This window comes from Duganella rivi, from assembly GCF_009857435.1.
Taxonomy (GTDB): Bacteria; Pseudomonadota; Gammaproteobacteria; order Burkholderiales; family Burkholderiaceae_D; genus Rugamonas; species Rugamonas rivi.
The window spans coordinates 181,046-196,539 of record NZ_WWCK01000002.1 but is presented as its reverse complement, the minus strand read 5'-3'; the positions used below and the strand labels follow the sequence as shown (position 1 = coordinate 196,539).

The following is a 15,494-nucleotide window of genomic DNA, read 5'->3' as shown; positions in this document are numbered from 1 at the left end:
GCCTTAGAAAGTACGTGGTTTCGGTTTGAAGGTATCAACCGTCAGCGGCTTGGTGACGACTGCCTTGTAGTCCAGGCGGTTGCCTTCCGAGTACCACAGCGTGTGCTTCATCCAGTTGTCGTCGTCGCGGTGCGGGAAATCGTCGTGGGCGTGGGCGCCGCGCGATTCTTTACGGGCTGCTGCCGACACGATGGTCGCTTTCGCGGTTTCGATCAGGTTGTCCAGTTCCAGTGCTTCAACACGGGCGGTGTTGAACACTTTCGACTTGTCCTTGAACGAAACGTGCTTGCGGCGCTCGTCCAGCTTCATGATCTCTTCGACGCCTTTGTTCAGCATCTCGTCGGTACGGAACACGCCGCAGTATTTCTGCATGGTCGAACGGATGTCGTTGGCCACGCCCTGCACTTTCTCAGTGCCGGTCGAGGTTTCCAGCTTGTTCAGGCGGTTCAGTGCGAAGTCGGCGGCGTCTTTCGGCAGCGGCTTGTTTTCCTTCTGCTTCAGGTTCGATGCGACCACGTGGTTGCCGGCTGCGCGGCCGAACACCACCAGGTCCAGCAGCGAGTTGGTGCCCAGGCGGTTGGCGCCGTGCACCGATACGCAGGCGCATTCGCCGATGGCGTACAGACCGTTGACCACTTTCTGGGTGCCGTCGCCGTTCGGGGTGACAACCTGGCCGTGGATATTGGTCGGGATACCGCCCATCTGGTAGTGGATGGTTGGCACGACCGGGATCGGTTCCTTGGTCGCATCGACGTTGGCGAACTTGTGGCCGATTTCCAGAATCGACGGCAGACGCTTCTCGATGGTGTCCTTGCCGATGTGGCGCAGGTCCAGCATGACGTGGTCTTTGTTCGGGCCGCAGCCGCGGCCTTCTTTGATCTCCTGGTCCATCGAGCGGGACACGAAGTCGCGCGGCGCCAGGTCTTTCAGCGTCGGAGCATAACGCTCCATGAAGCGCTCGCCTTCCGAGTTGATCAGGATACCGCCTTCACCGCGTACACCTTCGGTGATCAGCACGCCCGCGCCGGCCACGCCGGTCGGGTGGAACTGCCAGAATTCCATGTCTTGCAGTGGCAGGCCGGCACGTGCCGCCATACCCATGCCGTCGCCGGTGTTGATGAAGGCATTGGTCGAAGCGGCGAAGATACGGCCAGCACCGCCGGTGGCGAAGATGGTGGTTTTCGCTTCCAGCATCATGACTTCGCCGGTTTCCATTTCCAGGGCTACCACACCAACCACGTCGCCTTCGGCGTCGCGGATCAGGTCCAGCGCCATCCACTCCACGAAGAAGTGGGTACGTGCGCGGACGTTACGCTGGTACAGGGTGTGCAGCAGTGCGTGGCCGGTACGGTCAGCTGCGGCGCAAGCGCGCTGCACAGCTTTTTCACCGAAGTTGGCGGTGTGGCCGCCGAACGGACGCTGATAGATGGTGCCGTCCGGGTTACGGTCGAACGGCATGCCGAAGTGTTCCAGCTCGTACACGACCTTCGGTGCTTCGCGGCACATGAATTCGATCGCGTCCTGGTCGCCCAGGTAGTCGCCACCTTTGACGGTGTCGAACATGTGCCAGAACCAGTTGTCTTCGGCCATATTGCCCAGCGAGGCGCCGATACCGCCCTGCGCTGCCACGGTGTGGGAACGGGTTGGGAACACTTTGGAGAGAACAGCCACATTCAGGCCGGCTTCGGCCAGTTGCAGCGATGCGCGCATGCCGGAGCCGCCGGCGCCGACGATTACCGCGTCAAAGCGGCGGGTAGGGATTGCAGATTTGATAGCTGCCACGATTAGACACTCCAGATAATTTGAATCGACCACACGGCGCAGCCGATCAGCCAGGCCATGGTGGCGATTTGCAGGAACAGGCGCGGGCCAACGGCGCGCACATAGTCCATCCAGACGTCACGCATGCCTACCCACGCGTGGTAGAACAGGCCGATCAGGGTCACAGCGGTAACCAGTTTGAACCACTGCTGGGCGAACAAGCCGGCCCAGCCTTCGTAGGTGAAGTTCTGGCCGGTCAGGAAGGCCAGCACCAGGGTGGCGGTGTAGATCACCATGATGACTGCGGTGACGCGTTGCGCCAGCCAGTCGCGCATGCCATAGGAAGCGCCGACGACGCGGCGTTTAGGGCCGATACCGTTATCGTTAATGGACATTTCAGAATACTCCAAACAGTTTCAGGGCGATCAGGGCGGTCAGCACCAGGCTGATGACCAGAACGGTGGCCGACGACTTGCGCGCCGAGTGCTTGTCCAGGCCAATGTGCAGGTCCATCACCAGGTGACGGATACCAGCCAGCATGTGGTGCAGGAAGCTCCACGACAGGCCCAGGATGATCACTTTGACCAGCGGGTAGGTCACGAAACCTTCGTAGTACGCGAAAGAGATCTCGGAGCGCAGGGAGTTCTGCAAGAGATAGAGCACGAATGGCAGCAGCACGAACATGCCTACGCCCGAAATACGGTGCAGGATCGATACGATGGCAGCCAATGGCATGCGGTAGTTGGACAGTTCGGTAACGTGAATGTTACGGAACTCCGGCCGTTCTTTTTTAGGGGCTTCCCTTACGGCTTCTGACATAACAAGACCTCCTCAGGCTTATACAAAAATTTGGTGAGACTGCGATTTTCGCCTATTTCTACTCTCATAACCAATATCTATTGTTACATATAACAAAAATAATCGTTGGCAACACCATGAGAAGCTCGGCTCTGGCTACCTTTCCGTAGCTCAACGTATTATCAGCGCAACAATGCTACAGCCGTATGACTGCGCGCTGTGTCTCCATCAATTCAACTCATTGTGGTAGTGATGGCGTTCGGTCAGGTACAGGCCGCGGCGCAGCTCGACCGCCTTGTCGCCATAGGTAAACGAGACCCGCTCGGACGCCAGCAGCGGCGTATTCACGGTAATTTTCAACAGTGCGGCGTCGTCTGCGCCGGCACAGACGGCACGGATTTTCTCCGTGGCGCGGATCATGCGGGTGCCGAATTCCGACTCAAACAGGCCGTACATAGGGCCTTTGTATTCTTCCAGGCGCTCGGCAGTCAATCCCTTGAAGGTGAGACCCGGCAGCCACAGCTCCTCGACAATCGTCGGCACGCCGTCGAACGACTGCACGCGCTTGACGAAGATCACGGCGTCGCCGGACTTCAAGTCGAGCAGGCGCGCCACGTCGGCCGGCGCGCGCATGCGCTTCACTTCTATGAACTTACTTTCAGGGTAGTGCGGCACGCCCTCGTCCGGCATCAGGCGCAGGAAGCGGAAGTGTGCGCGCGCCTCGTGGTGGGTCGAGACGAACGTGCCCTTGCCCTGCTTGCGCATCACCAGGTTCTCCGCCGCCAGCTCGTCGATCGCCTTGCGCACGGTGCCCTGGCTGACCTTGAAACGGTTGGCCAGTTCCACTTCGCTAGGAATCAGCTCGCCCGGCTTCCACTCGCCGGACTGCAGGCTCTGCGTAATAAGAGCCTTGATTTGCTGGTACAAAGGAGAGAAAGTAGGAGACGAGCCACCCGCGCCGCCAGCATTTGCGGCGGCAGGATTATTATTCGGATTGGACGGGGTGGAACTCATAGGCCAAGATTTCACCACAAAAGACTGGTGCCGTCCAGAAAAAACGGCAATAACTTATCTGTCTTATATAAGACATAAGATAGGATTGACAGATAGTGGCGCCAAGCCTACACTCCCGAGCCAAGCGCTTTATGGATACGCGATTATAAAGCGCTTATTTTGCAGTATCATTACGTTTTCCCGGGTCGGCCGCCGGCCCTGCTTCACGAACGATTCACTTCCCACTTTGGAGATTCATCATGGCTAAAACCCCACTGCGTGTTGCTGTCACCGGCGCCGCCGGCCAAATCGGCTACGCTCTGCTGTTCCGTATCGCTAACGGCGACATGCTCGGCAAAGACCAACCAGTTATCCTGCAACTGCTGGAAATCGCCGACGAAAAAGCACAGAAAGCGCTGAAGGGCGTGATGATGGAAATCGACGACTGCGCATTCCCGCTGCTGACCGAGATGACCGCCCACTCCGATCCACTGACCGCCTTCAAGGATGTCGACTACGCCGTGCTGGTTGGCGCCCGTCCACGCGGCCCAGGCATGGAGCGTAAAGACCTGCTGGAAGCCAATGCCCAGATCTTCACCGCCCAGGGCAAGGCACTGGACCAAGTCGCTTCGCGCAACGTGAAAGTTCTGGTGGTCGGCAACCCAGCCAACACCAACGCCTACATCGCCATGAAATCGGCGCCTTCGCTGCCAGCGAAGAACTTCACCGCCATGCTGCGCCTGGACCACAACCGCGCGCTGTCGCAAGTGGCTGCCAAGACCGGCACCCAGGTGAAAGACATCGAGAAGCTGACCGTGTGGGGCAACCACTCGCCAACCATGTACGCTGACTACCGCTTCGCTACCGTGAACGGCAAAAACGTGAAAGACCTGATCAACGACCAGGAATGGAACGCCAACGTGTTCCTGCCTACCGTTGGCAAGCGCGGCGCAGCGATCATCGAAGCGCGCGGCCTGTCGTCGGCTGCTTCGGCTGCCAACGCCGCCATCGACCACGTACATGACTGGCACGTTGGCACCAACGGCAAGTGGACTACCATGGGCGTGCCATCGGACGGTTCGTACGGCATCCCTGAAGGCATCATGTTCGGCTTCCCAGTGACCACCGAAAACGGTGAATACAAAATCGTCCAGGGCCTGGAAATCGACGCCTTCTCGCAAGAGCGCATCAACCTGACCCTGAAAGAACTGACCGAAGAGCGCGAAGGCGTTAAGCACCTGCTGCCATAATCTTCTGTCCGCACGTGGAACCGGTTAAACCACCGATCCGCCGCACCCGCCGCGCTGCCGAGAGCAGCGCGGTATCTGTTTCACCTGATCCTTCCTGCATGCATCCATCCGAGGTTTTATTCCAGGGTAACCGCCAGCCGCTGTTGCTGCCCGCATGTGATCACTACGCCGGCTCCGAAAAGCTGATGCGCAAGTCGATCGCCCTGCAACAAGAACTTGGCCCACTGTTCGACATCACCCTCGATTGCGAAGACGGCGCCAGCGCCGGCAACGAGGAGGCGCACGCCAAGCTGGTGGTCGAACTGCTCAACTCCGACGAGAACAAATTCAACCGCATCGGCGCCCGCGTGCACGATGTCGGCAGCCCGTTCTTTGCGCGCGACGTGGAAATCATCTGCGCCGCCGCCCAGCGCCTGGCCTACATCATGCTGCCCAAGGTGCATGGCGTGGCCGAAGTCGAACGCGCCATCAAGCTGATCAACACCCACGCCGCCAAGGCCGGCCGCAAGGACTTGCCGGTGCACGTGCTGATCGAGACCCACGGCGCCCTGCGCGACGCCTACGCGATCGCCGCCCTGCCCCAGGTGCAGAGCCTGTCGTTTGGCATCATGGATTTCGTCTCGTCGCACTACGGCGCAATTCCCGGTGCGGCGATGCGCACGCCGGGCCAGTTCACCCATCCGCTGGTAACGCGCGCCAAGCTGGAAATCGCCGCCGCCTGCCATGCGCACGGCAAGGTGCCGTCGCATAACGTGACCACCGAGATCAAGGATACCGCTGTCGCCGCCAACGATGCCCAGCGTGCCGCCGCCGAGTTCGGCTTTACGCGCATGTGGAGCATCCACCCGAACCAGATCAAGCCGATCATCAAAACCTTTACCCCGCGCCTGTCCGAGGTCAGCGAGGCGGCCGCCATTCTGCACGAAGCAGCTGCCGTACAATGGGGGCCGATTGCCCAAAATGGCCGATTGCATGATCGCGCCAGCTACAGATACTATTGGACTGTTTTGCAGCGCGCTAAACTGGCCGGGCTGACCTTGCCCGAATCCGTCGCGCCGCTGTTCAACGGTAGCACCACCGATCACAAACAGGAAGCACACTGATGTCCATCTCCAAATTATTCATGGCCTGCAGCCTCACGCTGGCCTCGCTGACACTGGCAACTGGCGCCCACGCCGCCAACACCGATGGCGACACCACCAAGAAAGTGGTGAAGAAAGCTGTCACCAAAACCACCAAGAAAGCCGCCAAGCCGGTCGAACCAAAAGCGCCGGATGAAGAAGCCGACGAACCATCGATCACCGATTCCGCCGTCACCGAGTTCGACTGCGAACTGGGCAACAAGATCACCATCTACGCCAACACCAACGACGAAGCGCACATCGCGCTGCGCTGGAAAAAGCGCCTGCACCGCCTGACCCGCGTCGGCACCACCACCGGCGCCAACCGCTTCGAGAACAAGCTCTACGGCCTGATCTGGATCGGCATCCCGGCCAAGGGCATGCTGCTCGATTCCAAGCAAAACCGCCAGCTGGCCAATGAATGCCGCAATGCCGAACAAATGAAGCCGGTCGCCATCACCGAGGCGCCGGCCAACACGCTGCAATAAGTTCCAAAAACCCGCACCCACCCGAAGGAGAGGTCATGTCCCACAACACGCTTAACACGCTTCAGGAATTCAGTATTTCGGGTAAAAAGGCGAAGTTCTATTCGCTGCCAGCCCTGGAAAAAAGCCTGGGCGCCAAAATCTCCCGCCTGCCGGTATCGATCCGCGTCGTGCTGGAGTCGGTTCTGCGTAACGTCGACGGCAAGAAAGTCACCGAAGAACACGTCAAGCAAGTCGCCAACTGGGGCGCCACCGCCGAGCGCGTAGACGAGATTCCATTCGTCGTCGCCCGCGTGGTGCTGCAAGACTTCACCGGCGTGCCGCTGCTGGCCGACCTGGCCGCGATGCGCAACGTCGCCTACAAGATGGGCGTGAACGCCAAGAAGATCGAGCCGCTGGTGCCGGTCGACCTGGTGGTTGACCACTCGGTCACCATCGACCACTTCCGCGAGCCGAAAGCGCTGGACCTGAACATGAAGCTGGAATTCTCGCGCAACAACGAGCGCTACCAGTTCATGAAGTGGGGCATGCAAGCGTTTGACACCTTCGGCGTGGTGCCGCCGGGCTTCGGCATCGTCCACCAGGTCAACCTGGAATACCTGGCGCGCGGCGTCCACAAGGACAGCAACGGCGTCTACTATCCTGACTCGCTGGTCGGCACCGACTCGCACACCACCATGATCAACGGTATCGGCGTGGTCGGCTGGGGCGTGGGCGGCATCGAGGCGGAAGCCGGCATGCTGGGCCAGCCAGTTTACTTCCTGACCCCGGACGTGATCGGCGTCAACCTGACCGGCGTGCTGCGCGAAGGCTGCACCGCGACCGACCTGGTGCTGACCATCACCGAAATGCTGCGCAAGGCTAAGGTCGTGGGCAAATTCGTCGAATTCTTCGGCGAAGGCACCGAGACCCTGTCGGTCACCGACCGCGCCACCATCGCCAACATGGCGCCGGAATACGGCGCGACCATGGGCTTCTTCCCGGTTGACGACGCCACCATCGAATACTTCGAAGGCACCGGCCGCACCAAGGAAGAGATCGCTTCCTTCCAGGCTTACTTCAAGGCGCAGGGCATGTACGGCATTCCGAAAGCCGGCGACATCGACTACACCCGGGTGCTGGAACTGAACCTGACCGACGTGACCCCGTCGCTGGCCGGCCCTAAGCGTCCGCAAGACCGTATCGAAATCGGCAACGTGAAAAACAACTTCACCGAACTGTTCTCGAAACCGACTTCGGACAACGGCTTCAACAAAAAAGCCGACGACCTGACCAAGACCTACACCACCACCAACGGCGTCAACGTGAAGAACGGCGACGTGCTGATCGCCGCCATCACCTCGTGCACCAACACCTCGAACCCGAGCGTGCTGCTGGCTGCCGGCCTGCTGGCGAAGAAGGCGGTGGAAGCCGGCCTGACCGTGGCGCCGCACATCAAGACCTCGCTGGCGCCTGGCTCGCGCGTGGTGACCGAGTACCTGACCGCCGCCGGCCTGCTGCCATACCTGGAAAAACTGGGCTTCGGCGTGACCGCGTACGGTTGCACCACCTGCATCGGCAACGCCGGCGACCTGACGCCTGAACTGAACGCCGCCATCACCTCGAACGACATCGTCGCTTCGGCCGTGCTGTCCGGTAACCGCAACTTTGAAGCGCGTATTCACCCGAATATCCGCTCCAACTTCCTGGCTTCGCCTCCGCTGGTGGTTGCCTACGCCATCGCCGGCAACATGACCGTCGACCTGATGACCGAGCCGGTCGGCAAGGGCAAGGACGGCAAGGACGTGTACCTGGGCGACATCTGGCCGACCTCGAAAGAGATCGCCAAGCTGATGAAGTTTGCGATGAACTCGAAAGTGTTCAAATCGAACTACGCCGACGTCAAGGGCAATCCAGGCAAGCTGTGGGAAAACGTGTCGTCGACCGAAGGTCAAGTGTACAACTGGCCTGCTTCGACCTACATCGCCGAGCCACCGTTCTTCGACGGCTTCGAGATGACCCCGAAAGCGACCGATCCCAACATCACCGGCGCGCGCGCGCTGGGCGTGTTTGGCGACTCGATCACCACCGACCACATCTCGCCAGCCGGCTCGATCAAGGAAGACGGCCCGGCCGGTAAATGGCTGAAAGAAAACGGCGTGTCGAAAGCCGATTTCAACTCCTACGGCTCGCGCCGCGGCAACCACGAAATCATGATGCGCGGCACCTTCGCCAACGTGCGCATCAAGAACAAGATGATCCCGCCGAAGGCCGACGGTTCCGCAGTCGAAGGCGGCATCACCATTCACCAGCCATCGGGCGAACAGCTGTCGATCTACGACGCGGCCATGAAGTACGTGGCAGCGGGTACCCCGACCATGGTGTTCGGCGGCGAAGAGTACGGCACCGGCTCGTCGCGCGACTGGGCAGCGAAAGGCACCCAGCTGCTGGGCGTGAAGGCTGTGATCGTGCGTTCGTTCGAACGTATCCACCGCTCCAACCTGGTGGGCATGGGCGTGCTGCCGCTGCAATTCATCGGCAACGACTCGGTCGAATCGCTGGGCATCACCGGCAAGGAAACCTACGATCTGAAAGGCCTGGACGGCGAGATCAAGCCTCAGCAGCAAGCCACGCTGGTGATCCACCGCGCCGACGGTACCAAGCAGGAAGTCAAAGTGCTGCTGCGTATCGATACCCCGATCGAAGTGGACTACTACAAGCACGGCGGCATCCTGCCGTTCGTTCTGCGCCAACTGCTGGCTGCTTAATCGTTAAGCAGTTACAGAGAGAACGCCGGGCTTGTCCCGGCGTTTTTTTATGCACGTTTGCCGAATCATCTACAATAGGGTCATAATCAGTTTTATTCACTTTTATAGAGACTCTCCGCGCGATGCGTCGTTCAAAACAAGCTTCACCTCACAAGTTGTCCGCCGAGAGCCAGCGCCTCGCCACCTATGCTCAAGCAGTTGGGCAGGCGGCTAGCCGCATCGAAGAACGTGCATGGGAACACTCCCTCGATGCACAGCTCCAGAAACTCTTGAAAACCGGCCACCAGGACACCATCGACGCCACGCTCAACGCGCTGTTCAAGGAAGACCTGAACGCCTACGACGTGTTGATGGACAGTGTGGAAGCCGGCAGCGAATCGGGCAGCTTCACCGTTGAAACCGCCGACGGCGTCAGCAAGCAATTCGACGTGCTGCTGGTGGCCGCGCCCATCCTGGCGTGGACGCGCTTTGCAATTGCCTCCGGCGCGATTCCGTCCGATATTCTGCAAACGCTGACGGCGCACTTCTCCGCCCACCTGCTGGCCGATGGCACGCAGCTGGCCATGTCGCCTACCCTGTTCTCGATCGACCAGCTGCCGCGCAGCCACGTCGAGACCTACGGCAAAGTGCACAAGCTGGCGCAAGCCGCCATCAAAGGCAGCGTGCTGAAGGCCGACACCAAGGTGCCGGAAACCGCACCGTTCCTGGCCGACACGCGCTACCTGCTGGTGGCCGTGGTGGCGCCGGCCGGCGCGCCGCTGTTCCGCTGGCAAATGGCCGAGCATCAAGCCAGCTTCGCTGCCGAGCGTGCTTCCGCGCTGGAACAATGGCGTGTGCAAGCCACGCCGACCGTCAACCGTCTGCTGCCGGGTTGCGGCGTTGAGCTGCTGTTGCCGGAGGCTTACTACATGGCCTGCCGCGAAGCGGACAAGTTGATTCGCCCGGTATCGATCCGCGCGGCGGTGCACTACCTGACGCACACGCTGTCGGTAGAGCCATCCGAACTGCGCGCCGTGATTGCCGGCTTTGGCGAAGAAACCGCCGATGGCCAGATCGACGAATACCGCGTGGCCTTCACCCAGCGTTCGTCGCCGGACGTGATCTATGGCGTGGTGTGGCCGCTGTACGGGCAGGAAGATGAAGAAGGCACGCCGCCGGAAGGCCCGGGCGCGCTGACCGCGCTGCAAAAGCCGATGACGCCGGTGGAAGATATCACCGCGCATCTGAACGCAGCGGGCATCACGCAGATCAAGAAGCACACCGAGCGCTACGTGATGGAATTCTGCGATGACTGCGGCGCCCCGCTGTTCGCCGACCCGCAAGGCGAACTGGCCCACGCCGAAATGCCGGAAGACGCCCCGACCGGCACGGAGCACTTCCACTAACGATAAAGCCCCTCACGGGGCTTTATTTTTGTGCTGGCGGCGTGACGTAGATGACGATGGGCGGTAATGTTTGTATCGGCTGCACCTGCGCCGGCGGTGCCTGCACGACAACCGGCGCTGCCGGCTGCGGCTTTGCAGCGTTGTTGCTAGCGAAGTACAGCCCGCCGAAGCCAAGAAACATACCAATCATCGAAGCCACCATCCAACGGTAGCCCTCAGCAGACATTTTGTGCATCTCTGCGCGCAAAGCTTCGATATCCGACTTGGTAGCCAAGGTCGGCAGTATCATATCGAAGCGCGCTTCAAGCGCCATTTGTCGTTCGTTGTCCATCCTTACAGCTTAGGACAAACGAGCGGCTTTACCAAGCGGAATACGGGTGCTTAATTAAGCTGGAGTTGAGGTAGCGCAGATCGTCGGTGACTTCCTCTCCGATCCAGTCCGGCTTGTCGAACTGCTGGTCTTCCGACTGCAATTCAATCTCCGCCACCACCAGTCCGGCATTCGCGCCGAGGAACTCATCCACTTCCCACACATTGCCCGCGTACGTGATGCGGCGGCGGTACTTTTCGATCAAGGGCTGCTCGCACAAACCGTCGAGCAGCTCGGCCGCATCGGCAACGGGGATTTCGTATTCCCATTCGCCGCGCGTGGCGCCTTTATTGGCGCCCTTGATCGTCATCACTGCACGCTCGCCTTCAATCCGCACGCGCACCACGCGATCCTTGTGCGACGACAGGTAGCCCTGCTTGAAGAACACCGGTTCTCCAAGCGTCATCCAGCCATCGCCGCGCAACAGGAACTTGCGCTCGATTTCGACGCCCATGATCAGTAGTCGTTCAGCGACAGCAGGATAGGCTGCAGGATCGCAGCACCCAGCGCCGCACTACGCGCGCCGTTCCAGCCAACGGCAGGATCAGGCAGATCCGCGTTGTCCTTGAACGGCATCTCCAGCGTCAGCGCCAGGCAGCCGAAGTGGTGGCCGACGTACTTGGAGGCCAGCGTCAGCATGTCTTCCTTGTACTTGCTGGCTGCGTAGCCGACGGTATCCTGGAAGTCCGGCGAGGCGTTCTTGTAGCGGTCAATGAAAGCCTGCTGCTTGGCGCGGCGCTCGTCGCTGAAGTTCTCCAGCATCTCGTTACCGGCCACGAAGTTGTACGGCAGCGCTTCATCACCGTGAATATCGAAGAACATATCGATGCCGGTTTCGTGCATCTTCTGCTTCACGTAAAGCACTTCCGGGCTCCGCTCGACGGATGGGGTCATCCACTCGCGGTTCAGGTTAGCGCCAGCCGCGTTGGTGCGCAGATTGCCACGCACCGAGCCGTCCGGGTTCATGTTCGGCACGATGTAGAACACGCAGCGTTGCAGCAGCTTGCGCGCGATTGGATTCGCATCATCCAGCAGCGAATCGATCAGGCCTTCGATGAACCACTCGGCCATCGACTCGCCCGGGTGCTGGCGCGCGATGAACCAGATTTTCTTTTCCGCTTCCGGCTTGCCGATGACGACCAGGTTCATATCGCGGCCATCAACCGTGCTGCCCAGGTCGTGCACGCGGGCCAGCGGGTGCTCGCCCACTTCGCCCAGCAAGCGCAGGTGGCGTTCGAACGAATACGGCTCGAAGTAAGCGTAGTAGATGCTGTCGGTGTCCGGCGTGTGCTTGATCGTCATGACCTCGCCATCGAAGGTGGTCGGCACGCGGAACCAATTCTCGGTGTCGTAGCTGGCGACCGCCTGATAGTCTTCGTAACCTTTGGCGTAAGTAGCGCTGCCGGCGTTCAGGAAGCGCATGTTCAGCTTCTGGCCGCGCGCGCCCTGCACGCGGAAGTGGAACCACTGGTGAATGTCCGCGTGCGAGTCCTTGCGCAGATTCAGTTCGATGGTGGCTGCACTGTCGGCGCGCAGCACTTCAATGGCGCCGGAGTCGAAGTTCTGGCTGATTTTGATGGTCATGTTAATCCAATATCAAGTGAATTTTTATGACCGTTATTTTACCAGCATGCTCCCCTCGCGTTTATAGCGGGCGTGCCACGACAAGGCCTTCTCCAGGACGTGCGGGGTCTGGCCGCCGCCCTGCTTCGCTTCTTCGAAATAAGCGCGCAGCTGCGGGCGATAATCCGGGTGAGCGCAGTTCTCGATGATGAGCGGTGCGCGTTCGCGTGGCGCGAGGCCACGCAGGTCGGCCAAGCCCCATTCGGACACCACCACGTCTACATCGTGCTCGGTATGATCGACGTGCGCCACAAACGGCACCACGCTCGAAATCGCGCCATCCTTGGCCACCGATTTGCTGACGAAGATGGACAACTGGCCGTTGCGCGCAAAGTCGCCCGAACCGCCGATACCGTTCATCATGTGCGTGCCGCCGACGTGGGTCGAATTCACATTGCCGTAAATGTCGTACTCCAGCGCCGTGTTCAGCGCGATGATGCCGAGACGGCGCACCACTTCTGGGTGATTGCTGATCTCCTGCGGCCGCAGCACAATGCGCTCGCGGTACTTCTCAAGATTGTGGATGAACTTCTCGTGCATGGCCGCCGACAGCGTGATCGACGACGCCGACGCCATCGACAACTGCCCCGAATCGAGCAGCTCAATCGCGCTATCCTGCAGCACCTCCGAATACATGGTCATGTTGCGGAACGGCGAATCGATCAGGCCATGCAGCACCGCGTTGGCGATAGTGCCGATGCCCGCTTGCAGCGGCCGCAGCGACGGATCCATGCGCCCTGCCTTCACCTCGCCTTCAAGGAAGGTGATGACGTGGCGCGCGATGGCGTCAGTCTCGTCGTCCGGCGGCAGCGCGTTGGATGGGCTGTCCGGGCTATCGGTAATGACGATGGCAGCGATGCGATCCGGGTGCACCGGGATGGAAGTCCAGCCCATGCGCTGCCAAGGCGTCAGCAGCGGAATCGCGCCGCGATGCGGACGATTGCCCGGCACGTAGATATCGTGGAAGCCTTCCAGCGCCAGCGGCGCGCTCAGATTAATCTCGACGATCACCTTGTCGGCCTGCTGCGCGAAGTTGGCCGTGTTCCCGACCGACATGGTAGGAATAATGCCGCCATCAGGCGTAATCGCCACTGCTTCAATCACCGCGATATCGATGGCCTTCAGATCGCCGGAACGCAGCTGCTCGGCGGTCTCCGACAAGTGCTGGTCGATGAACATCACCTCGCCGGAATTGATCTTTCGGCGCAGCGCGGCGTCGGCCTGAAACGGCATGCGGCGCGCGACCACGCCGGCGTTGGCCATCAAGCCATCGCTGTCGTTGCCGAGCGACGCGCCGGTCAGCAAAGTGAGATGCAAAGGCGACTGGCGCGAACGTTCAACCAGCGCTAACGGCAGCGCCTTGGCGTCTCCGGCTCTGGTAAAGCCGCTCATACCCACAGTCATACCGTCTTTGAATAAAAGGGCGGCTTTCTCGGCGCTCATCAGCTTGTTCATGAGTGCCGGGCGGCGGATGCGATCTTCGTACATGATTGTTCTCCTCATTCTTTGATCCAGTATAGAATCAGGAAAAAGTCGTTTCATGACTTAAATTCTCAACTTCCAGTCGTTTTACTCATGGATCTGCGATCACTGCGCTACTTCGTTGAAACCGTCCGCCTGAATAGTTTTACGCAGGCGGCGGAGTCGCTGCACGTTACGCAGTCGACCATCAGCAAAATGGTGCGGCAGCTGGAAGAGGAAGTCGGCGCGCAGTTGCTGATCCGCGAAGGCCGCCGATTAACGCTGACCGATACCGGCAACGTGGTCTACGAACGTGGCTTGGAAATGCTGAACGCCATGCGCCAGCTGGCGGCGGAGGTTCGCGACACGCAAGCGCTGGAGCGCGGCCACCTGACAGTCGGCATTCCGCCGATGATCAACCTGCTGTTCACGCCTGTGCTGAAAGCCTTCCGCCAGCGCCACCCCAACATCACGCTGACATTGCAGGAAGACGCTGGCCAGGCGATAGAACGCCAGGTAGCGCAAGGCGATCTGGAGATCGGCCTGACCGTGCTGCCGGCCGATCCCGCGCTGGGATTGCAGTCATCGCCGATTGCCAGCTACCCGATCTGGGCGCTCGCCGCGCGCAACACCTTCCAGAAAAACCGCACCACGCTAAAACTGAAGTCGCTGGCAAACACGCCGCTGGTGCTGCTGAAAGACGATTTCGCCATGACCCGCGCCCTGCGCACCGCCTTCGCCGAAGCAGGTTTCGAGCCGCAGATCGCCGCCCAGAGCGGTCAATGGGACTGGCTGGTGGCGATGGCCTCCGCCGGCATGGGCGTGGCCTTGCTGCCCGAGCCCTTCATCCATCGCCTGGCCATAGGCCATCTCGATGCAGTAAAGCTGGTTGATCCCGAACTACCATGGCAACCAGCCCACGTCTGGCGCGGCGCCTACCTCTCCCACGCCGCCCGCGCGTGGCTGGAAGTCTGCCACGATGTGCTAGGCTCTGAGCCCATATCCCTTGCAAAGGAGTGACGCTAATGCCCGTCTTTACACCTGATCAACTGATCAAAGAGATCAGCAAGGTGGAAGGCTCCACCGAACCGAATCAAACACTCTGGATCAGTGAAGCTGGACAGCTTTCGCAGTTTGGATCGTTCATTGAAATCCTTCAGCCAGGCAGCAGATCGTCAATCAAACATTGGCATAGCGCCGAAGACGAGATGGTCTATGTTCTTGCCGGTGAAATCACCGTCATCGAAGGCGCGTCCGAAACGCTTATGCGAGCTGGTAGTGTCGCGACTTTCAAGGCCGGCGTCCCGGTCGGACATTATTTGGAGAATCGAAGTTCGTCTCCAACGCGTTGCCTGGTAGTTGGAACCCGCGCACCTGTCGATCAAATTACCTACCCAGAGCATGACCGGGTTTGCCTGCGAGACCGCTCGCTGCCAGACGACATATGGACAGACTTGGCTGGCCGGCCCGCATCAAGCCCGTACTAGAACAGATTAGCAT

15 protein-coding genes are annotated in these 15,494 nt (G+C 60.2%); 7 read left to right on the top strand and 8 right to left on the bottom strand.

What is annotated here, in order from left to right; genetic code table 11:
* Positions 1-3 precede the first annotated feature (3 nt).
* The 4 genes from sdhA to GTP45_RS05420 form a co-directional block, all read right to left on the bottom strand.
* Complete coding sequence (gene sdhA / locus GTP45_RS05435) at positions 4-1,782, bottom strand: succinate dehydrogenase flavoprotein subunit (RefSeq protein WP_161012876.1); 1,779 nt, start codon at positions 1,780-1,782, stop codon at positions 4-6.
* 2 nt (positions 1,783-1,784) lie between these two features.
* Positions 1,785-2,156 (bottom strand): succinate dehydrogenase, hydrophobic membrane anchor protein, encoded by a 372-nt coding sequence (gene sdhD / locus GTP45_RS05430; RefSeq protein ID WP_161012875.1) that lies wholly within the window; start codon positions 2,154-2,156, stop codon positions 1,785-1,787.
* A 1-nt stretch (position 2,157) separates the two neighbouring features.
* A complete protein-coding gene (sdhC, locus tag GTP45_RS05425) occupies positions 2,158-2,580 on the bottom strand; it encodes a succinate dehydrogenase, cytochrome b556 subunit (RefSeq protein ID WP_161012874.1) in 423 nt (140 codons plus the stop codon).
* 207 nt (positions 2,581-2,787) lie between these two features.
* Positions 2,788-3,573: a GntR family transcriptional regulator gene (locus GTP45_RS05420; RefSeq protein ID WP_161012873.1), complete on the bottom strand. Its 786-nt coding sequence runs from the start codon at positions 3,571-3,573 to the stop codon at positions 2,788-2,790.
* 239 nt (positions 3,574-3,812) lie between these two features.
* Here GTP45_RS05420 and GTP45_RS05415 point away from each other — a divergent pair, with 239 nt between their 5' ends.
* The 5 genes from GTP45_RS05415 to GTP45_RS05395 all read left to right on the top strand — a co-directional run bounded on the left by GTP45_RS05415 (position 3,813) and on the right by GTP45_RS05395 (position 10,540).
* A complete protein-coding gene (locus tag GTP45_RS05415; RefSeq protein WP_161012872.1) occupies positions 3,813-4,802 on the top strand; it encodes a malate dehydrogenase in 990 nt (329 codons plus the stop codon).
* Between the two features lie 98 nt (positions 4,803-4,900).
* A complete protein-coding gene (locus tag GTP45_RS05410) occupies positions 4,901-5,905 on the top strand; it encodes an HpcH/HpaI aldolase/citrate lyase family protein (protein ID WP_161012871.1) in 1,005 nt (334 codons plus the stop codon).
* Positions 5,905-6,411, top strand: coding sequence for a hypothetical protein (locus tag GTP45_RS05405; RefSeq protein WP_161012870.1), 507 nt, complete (start codon positions 5,905-5,907; stop codon positions 6,409-6,411). Before GTP45_RS05410 ends, GTP45_RS05405 begins: the two co-directional genes overlap by 1 nt.
* Positions 6,412-6,446: 35 nt before the next feature.
* On the top strand, positions 6,447-9,155 hold the full coding sequence (acnA, locus tag GTP45_RS05400; RefSeq protein WP_161012869.1) for an aconitate hydratase AcnA: 2,709 nt from the start codon (positions 6,447-6,449) through the stop codon (positions 9,153-9,155).
* 122 nt (positions 9,156-9,277) lie between these two features.
* A complete protein-coding gene (locus GTP45_RS05395; RefSeq protein ID WP_161012868.1) occupies positions 9,278-10,540 on the top strand; it encodes a DUF2863 family protein in 1,263 nt (420 codons plus the stop codon).
* A 22-nt stretch (positions 10,541-10,562) separates the two neighbouring features.
* Here the strand turns inward: GTP45_RS05395 and GTP45_RS05390 are convergent, their stop codons facing one another.
* Genes GTP45_RS05390 through scpC form a run of 4 tightly spaced genes read right to left on the bottom strand, consistent with a single transcriptional unit; the run spans position 10,563 to position 14,021 of the window.
* Positions 10,563-10,871, bottom strand: coding sequence for a hypothetical protein (locus tag GTP45_RS05390; protein WP_161012867.1), 309 nt, complete (start codon positions 10,869-10,871; stop codon positions 10,563-10,565).
* A gap of 28 nt (positions 10,872-10,899) precedes the next feature.
* Positions 10,900-11,364: a CYTH domain-containing protein gene (locus GTP45_RS05385; protein ID WP_161012866.1), complete on the bottom strand. Its 465-nt coding sequence runs from the start codon at positions 11,362-11,364 to the stop codon at positions 10,900-10,902.
* A 2-nt stretch (positions 11,365-11,366) separates the two neighbouring features.
* Positions 11,367-12,494, bottom strand: a complete 1,128-nt coding sequence (locus tag GTP45_RS05380) for a M14 family metallopeptidase (protein ID WP_161012865.1) — start codon at positions 12,492-12,494, stop codon at positions 11,367-11,369.
* A gap of 33 nt (positions 12,495-12,527) precedes the next feature.
* Positions 12,528-14,021, bottom strand: coding sequence for a succinyl-CoA:acetate CoA-transferase ScpC (scpC, locus tag GTP45_RS05375; protein WP_161012864.1), 1,494 nt, complete (start codon positions 14,019-14,021; stop codon positions 12,528-12,530).
* Between the two features lie 87 nt (positions 14,022-14,108).
* On the opposite strand from scpC, the gene GTP45_RS05370 reads away from it, so the two are divergent.
* Together GTP45_RS05370 and GTP45_RS05365 are read left to right on the top strand one after the other, a co-directional pair.
* The gene (locus GTP45_RS05370; RefSeq protein ID WP_161012863.1) at positions 14,109-15,014 is read left to right on the top strand and encodes a LysR family transcriptional regulator; all 906 of its coding nucleotides are present in this window, start codon (positions 14,109-14,111) and stop codon (positions 15,012-15,014) included.
* Between the two features lie 5 nt (positions 15,015-15,019).
* Positions 15,020-15,481, top strand: a complete 462-nt coding sequence (locus tag GTP45_RS05365; protein ID WP_161012862.1) for a cupin domain-containing protein — start codon at positions 15,020-15,022, stop codon at positions 15,479-15,481.
* Positions 15,482-15,494: the final 13 nt, after the last annotated feature.

Bases quoted from the DNA above. Each gene is read 5' to 3' on its own strand.
- GTP45_RS05405 (WP_161012870.1), top strand. From the start codon at position 5,905: ATGTCCATCTCCAAATTATTCATGGCCTGCAGCCTCACGCTGGCCTCG.
- GTP45_RS05415 (WP_161012872.1), top strand. From the start codon at position 3,813: ATGGCTAAAACCCCACTGCGTGTTGCTGTCACCGGCGCCGCCGGCCAA.
- sdhC (WP_161012874.1), bottom strand. From the start codon at position 2,580: ATGTCAGAAGCCGTAAGGGAAGCCCCTAAAAAAGAACGGCCGGAGTTC.
- GTP45_RS05365 (WP_161012862.1), top strand. From the start codon at position 15,020: ATGCCCGTCTTTACACCTGATCAACTGATCAAAGAGATCAGCAAGGTG.
- GTP45_RS05390 (WP_161012867.1), bottom strand. From the start codon at position 10,871: ATGGACAACGAACGACAAATGGCGCTTGAAGCGCGCTTCGATATGATA.
- scpC (WP_161012864.1), bottom strand. From the start codon at position 14,021: ATGTACGAAGATCGCATCCGCCGCCCGGCACTCATGAACAAGCTGATG.
- GTP45_RS05380 (WP_161012865.1), bottom strand. From the start codon at position 12,494: ATGACCATCAAAATCAGCCAGAACTTCGACTCCGGCGCCATTGAAGTG.
- GTP45_RS05395 (WP_161012868.1), top strand. From the start codon at position 9,278: ATGCGTCGTTCAAAACAAGCTTCACCTCACAAGTTGTCCGCCGAGAGC.
- GTP45_RS05410 (WP_161012871.1), top strand. From the start codon at position 4,901: ATGCATCCATCCGAGGTTTTATTCCAGGGTAACCGCCAGCCGCTGTTG.
- GTP45_RS05385 (WP_161012866.1), bottom strand. From the start codon at position 11,364: ATGGGCGTCGAAATCGAGCGCAAGTTCCTGTTGCGCGGCGATGGCTGG.
- GTP45_RS05420 (WP_161012873.1), bottom strand. From the start codon at position 3,573: ATGAGTTCCACCCCGTCCAATCCGAATAATAATCCTGCCGCCGCAAAT.
- sdhD (WP_161012875.1), bottom strand. From the start codon at position 2,156: ATGTCCATTAACGATAACGGTATCGGCCCTAAACGCCGCGTCGTCGGC.
- GTP45_RS05370 (WP_161012863.1), top strand. From the start codon at position 14,109: ATGGATCTGCGATCACTGCGCTACTTCGTTGAAACCGTCCGCCTGAAT.
- acnA (WP_161012869.1), top strand. From the start codon at position 6,447: ATGTCCCACAACACGCTTAACACGCTTCAGGAATTCAGTATTTCGGGT.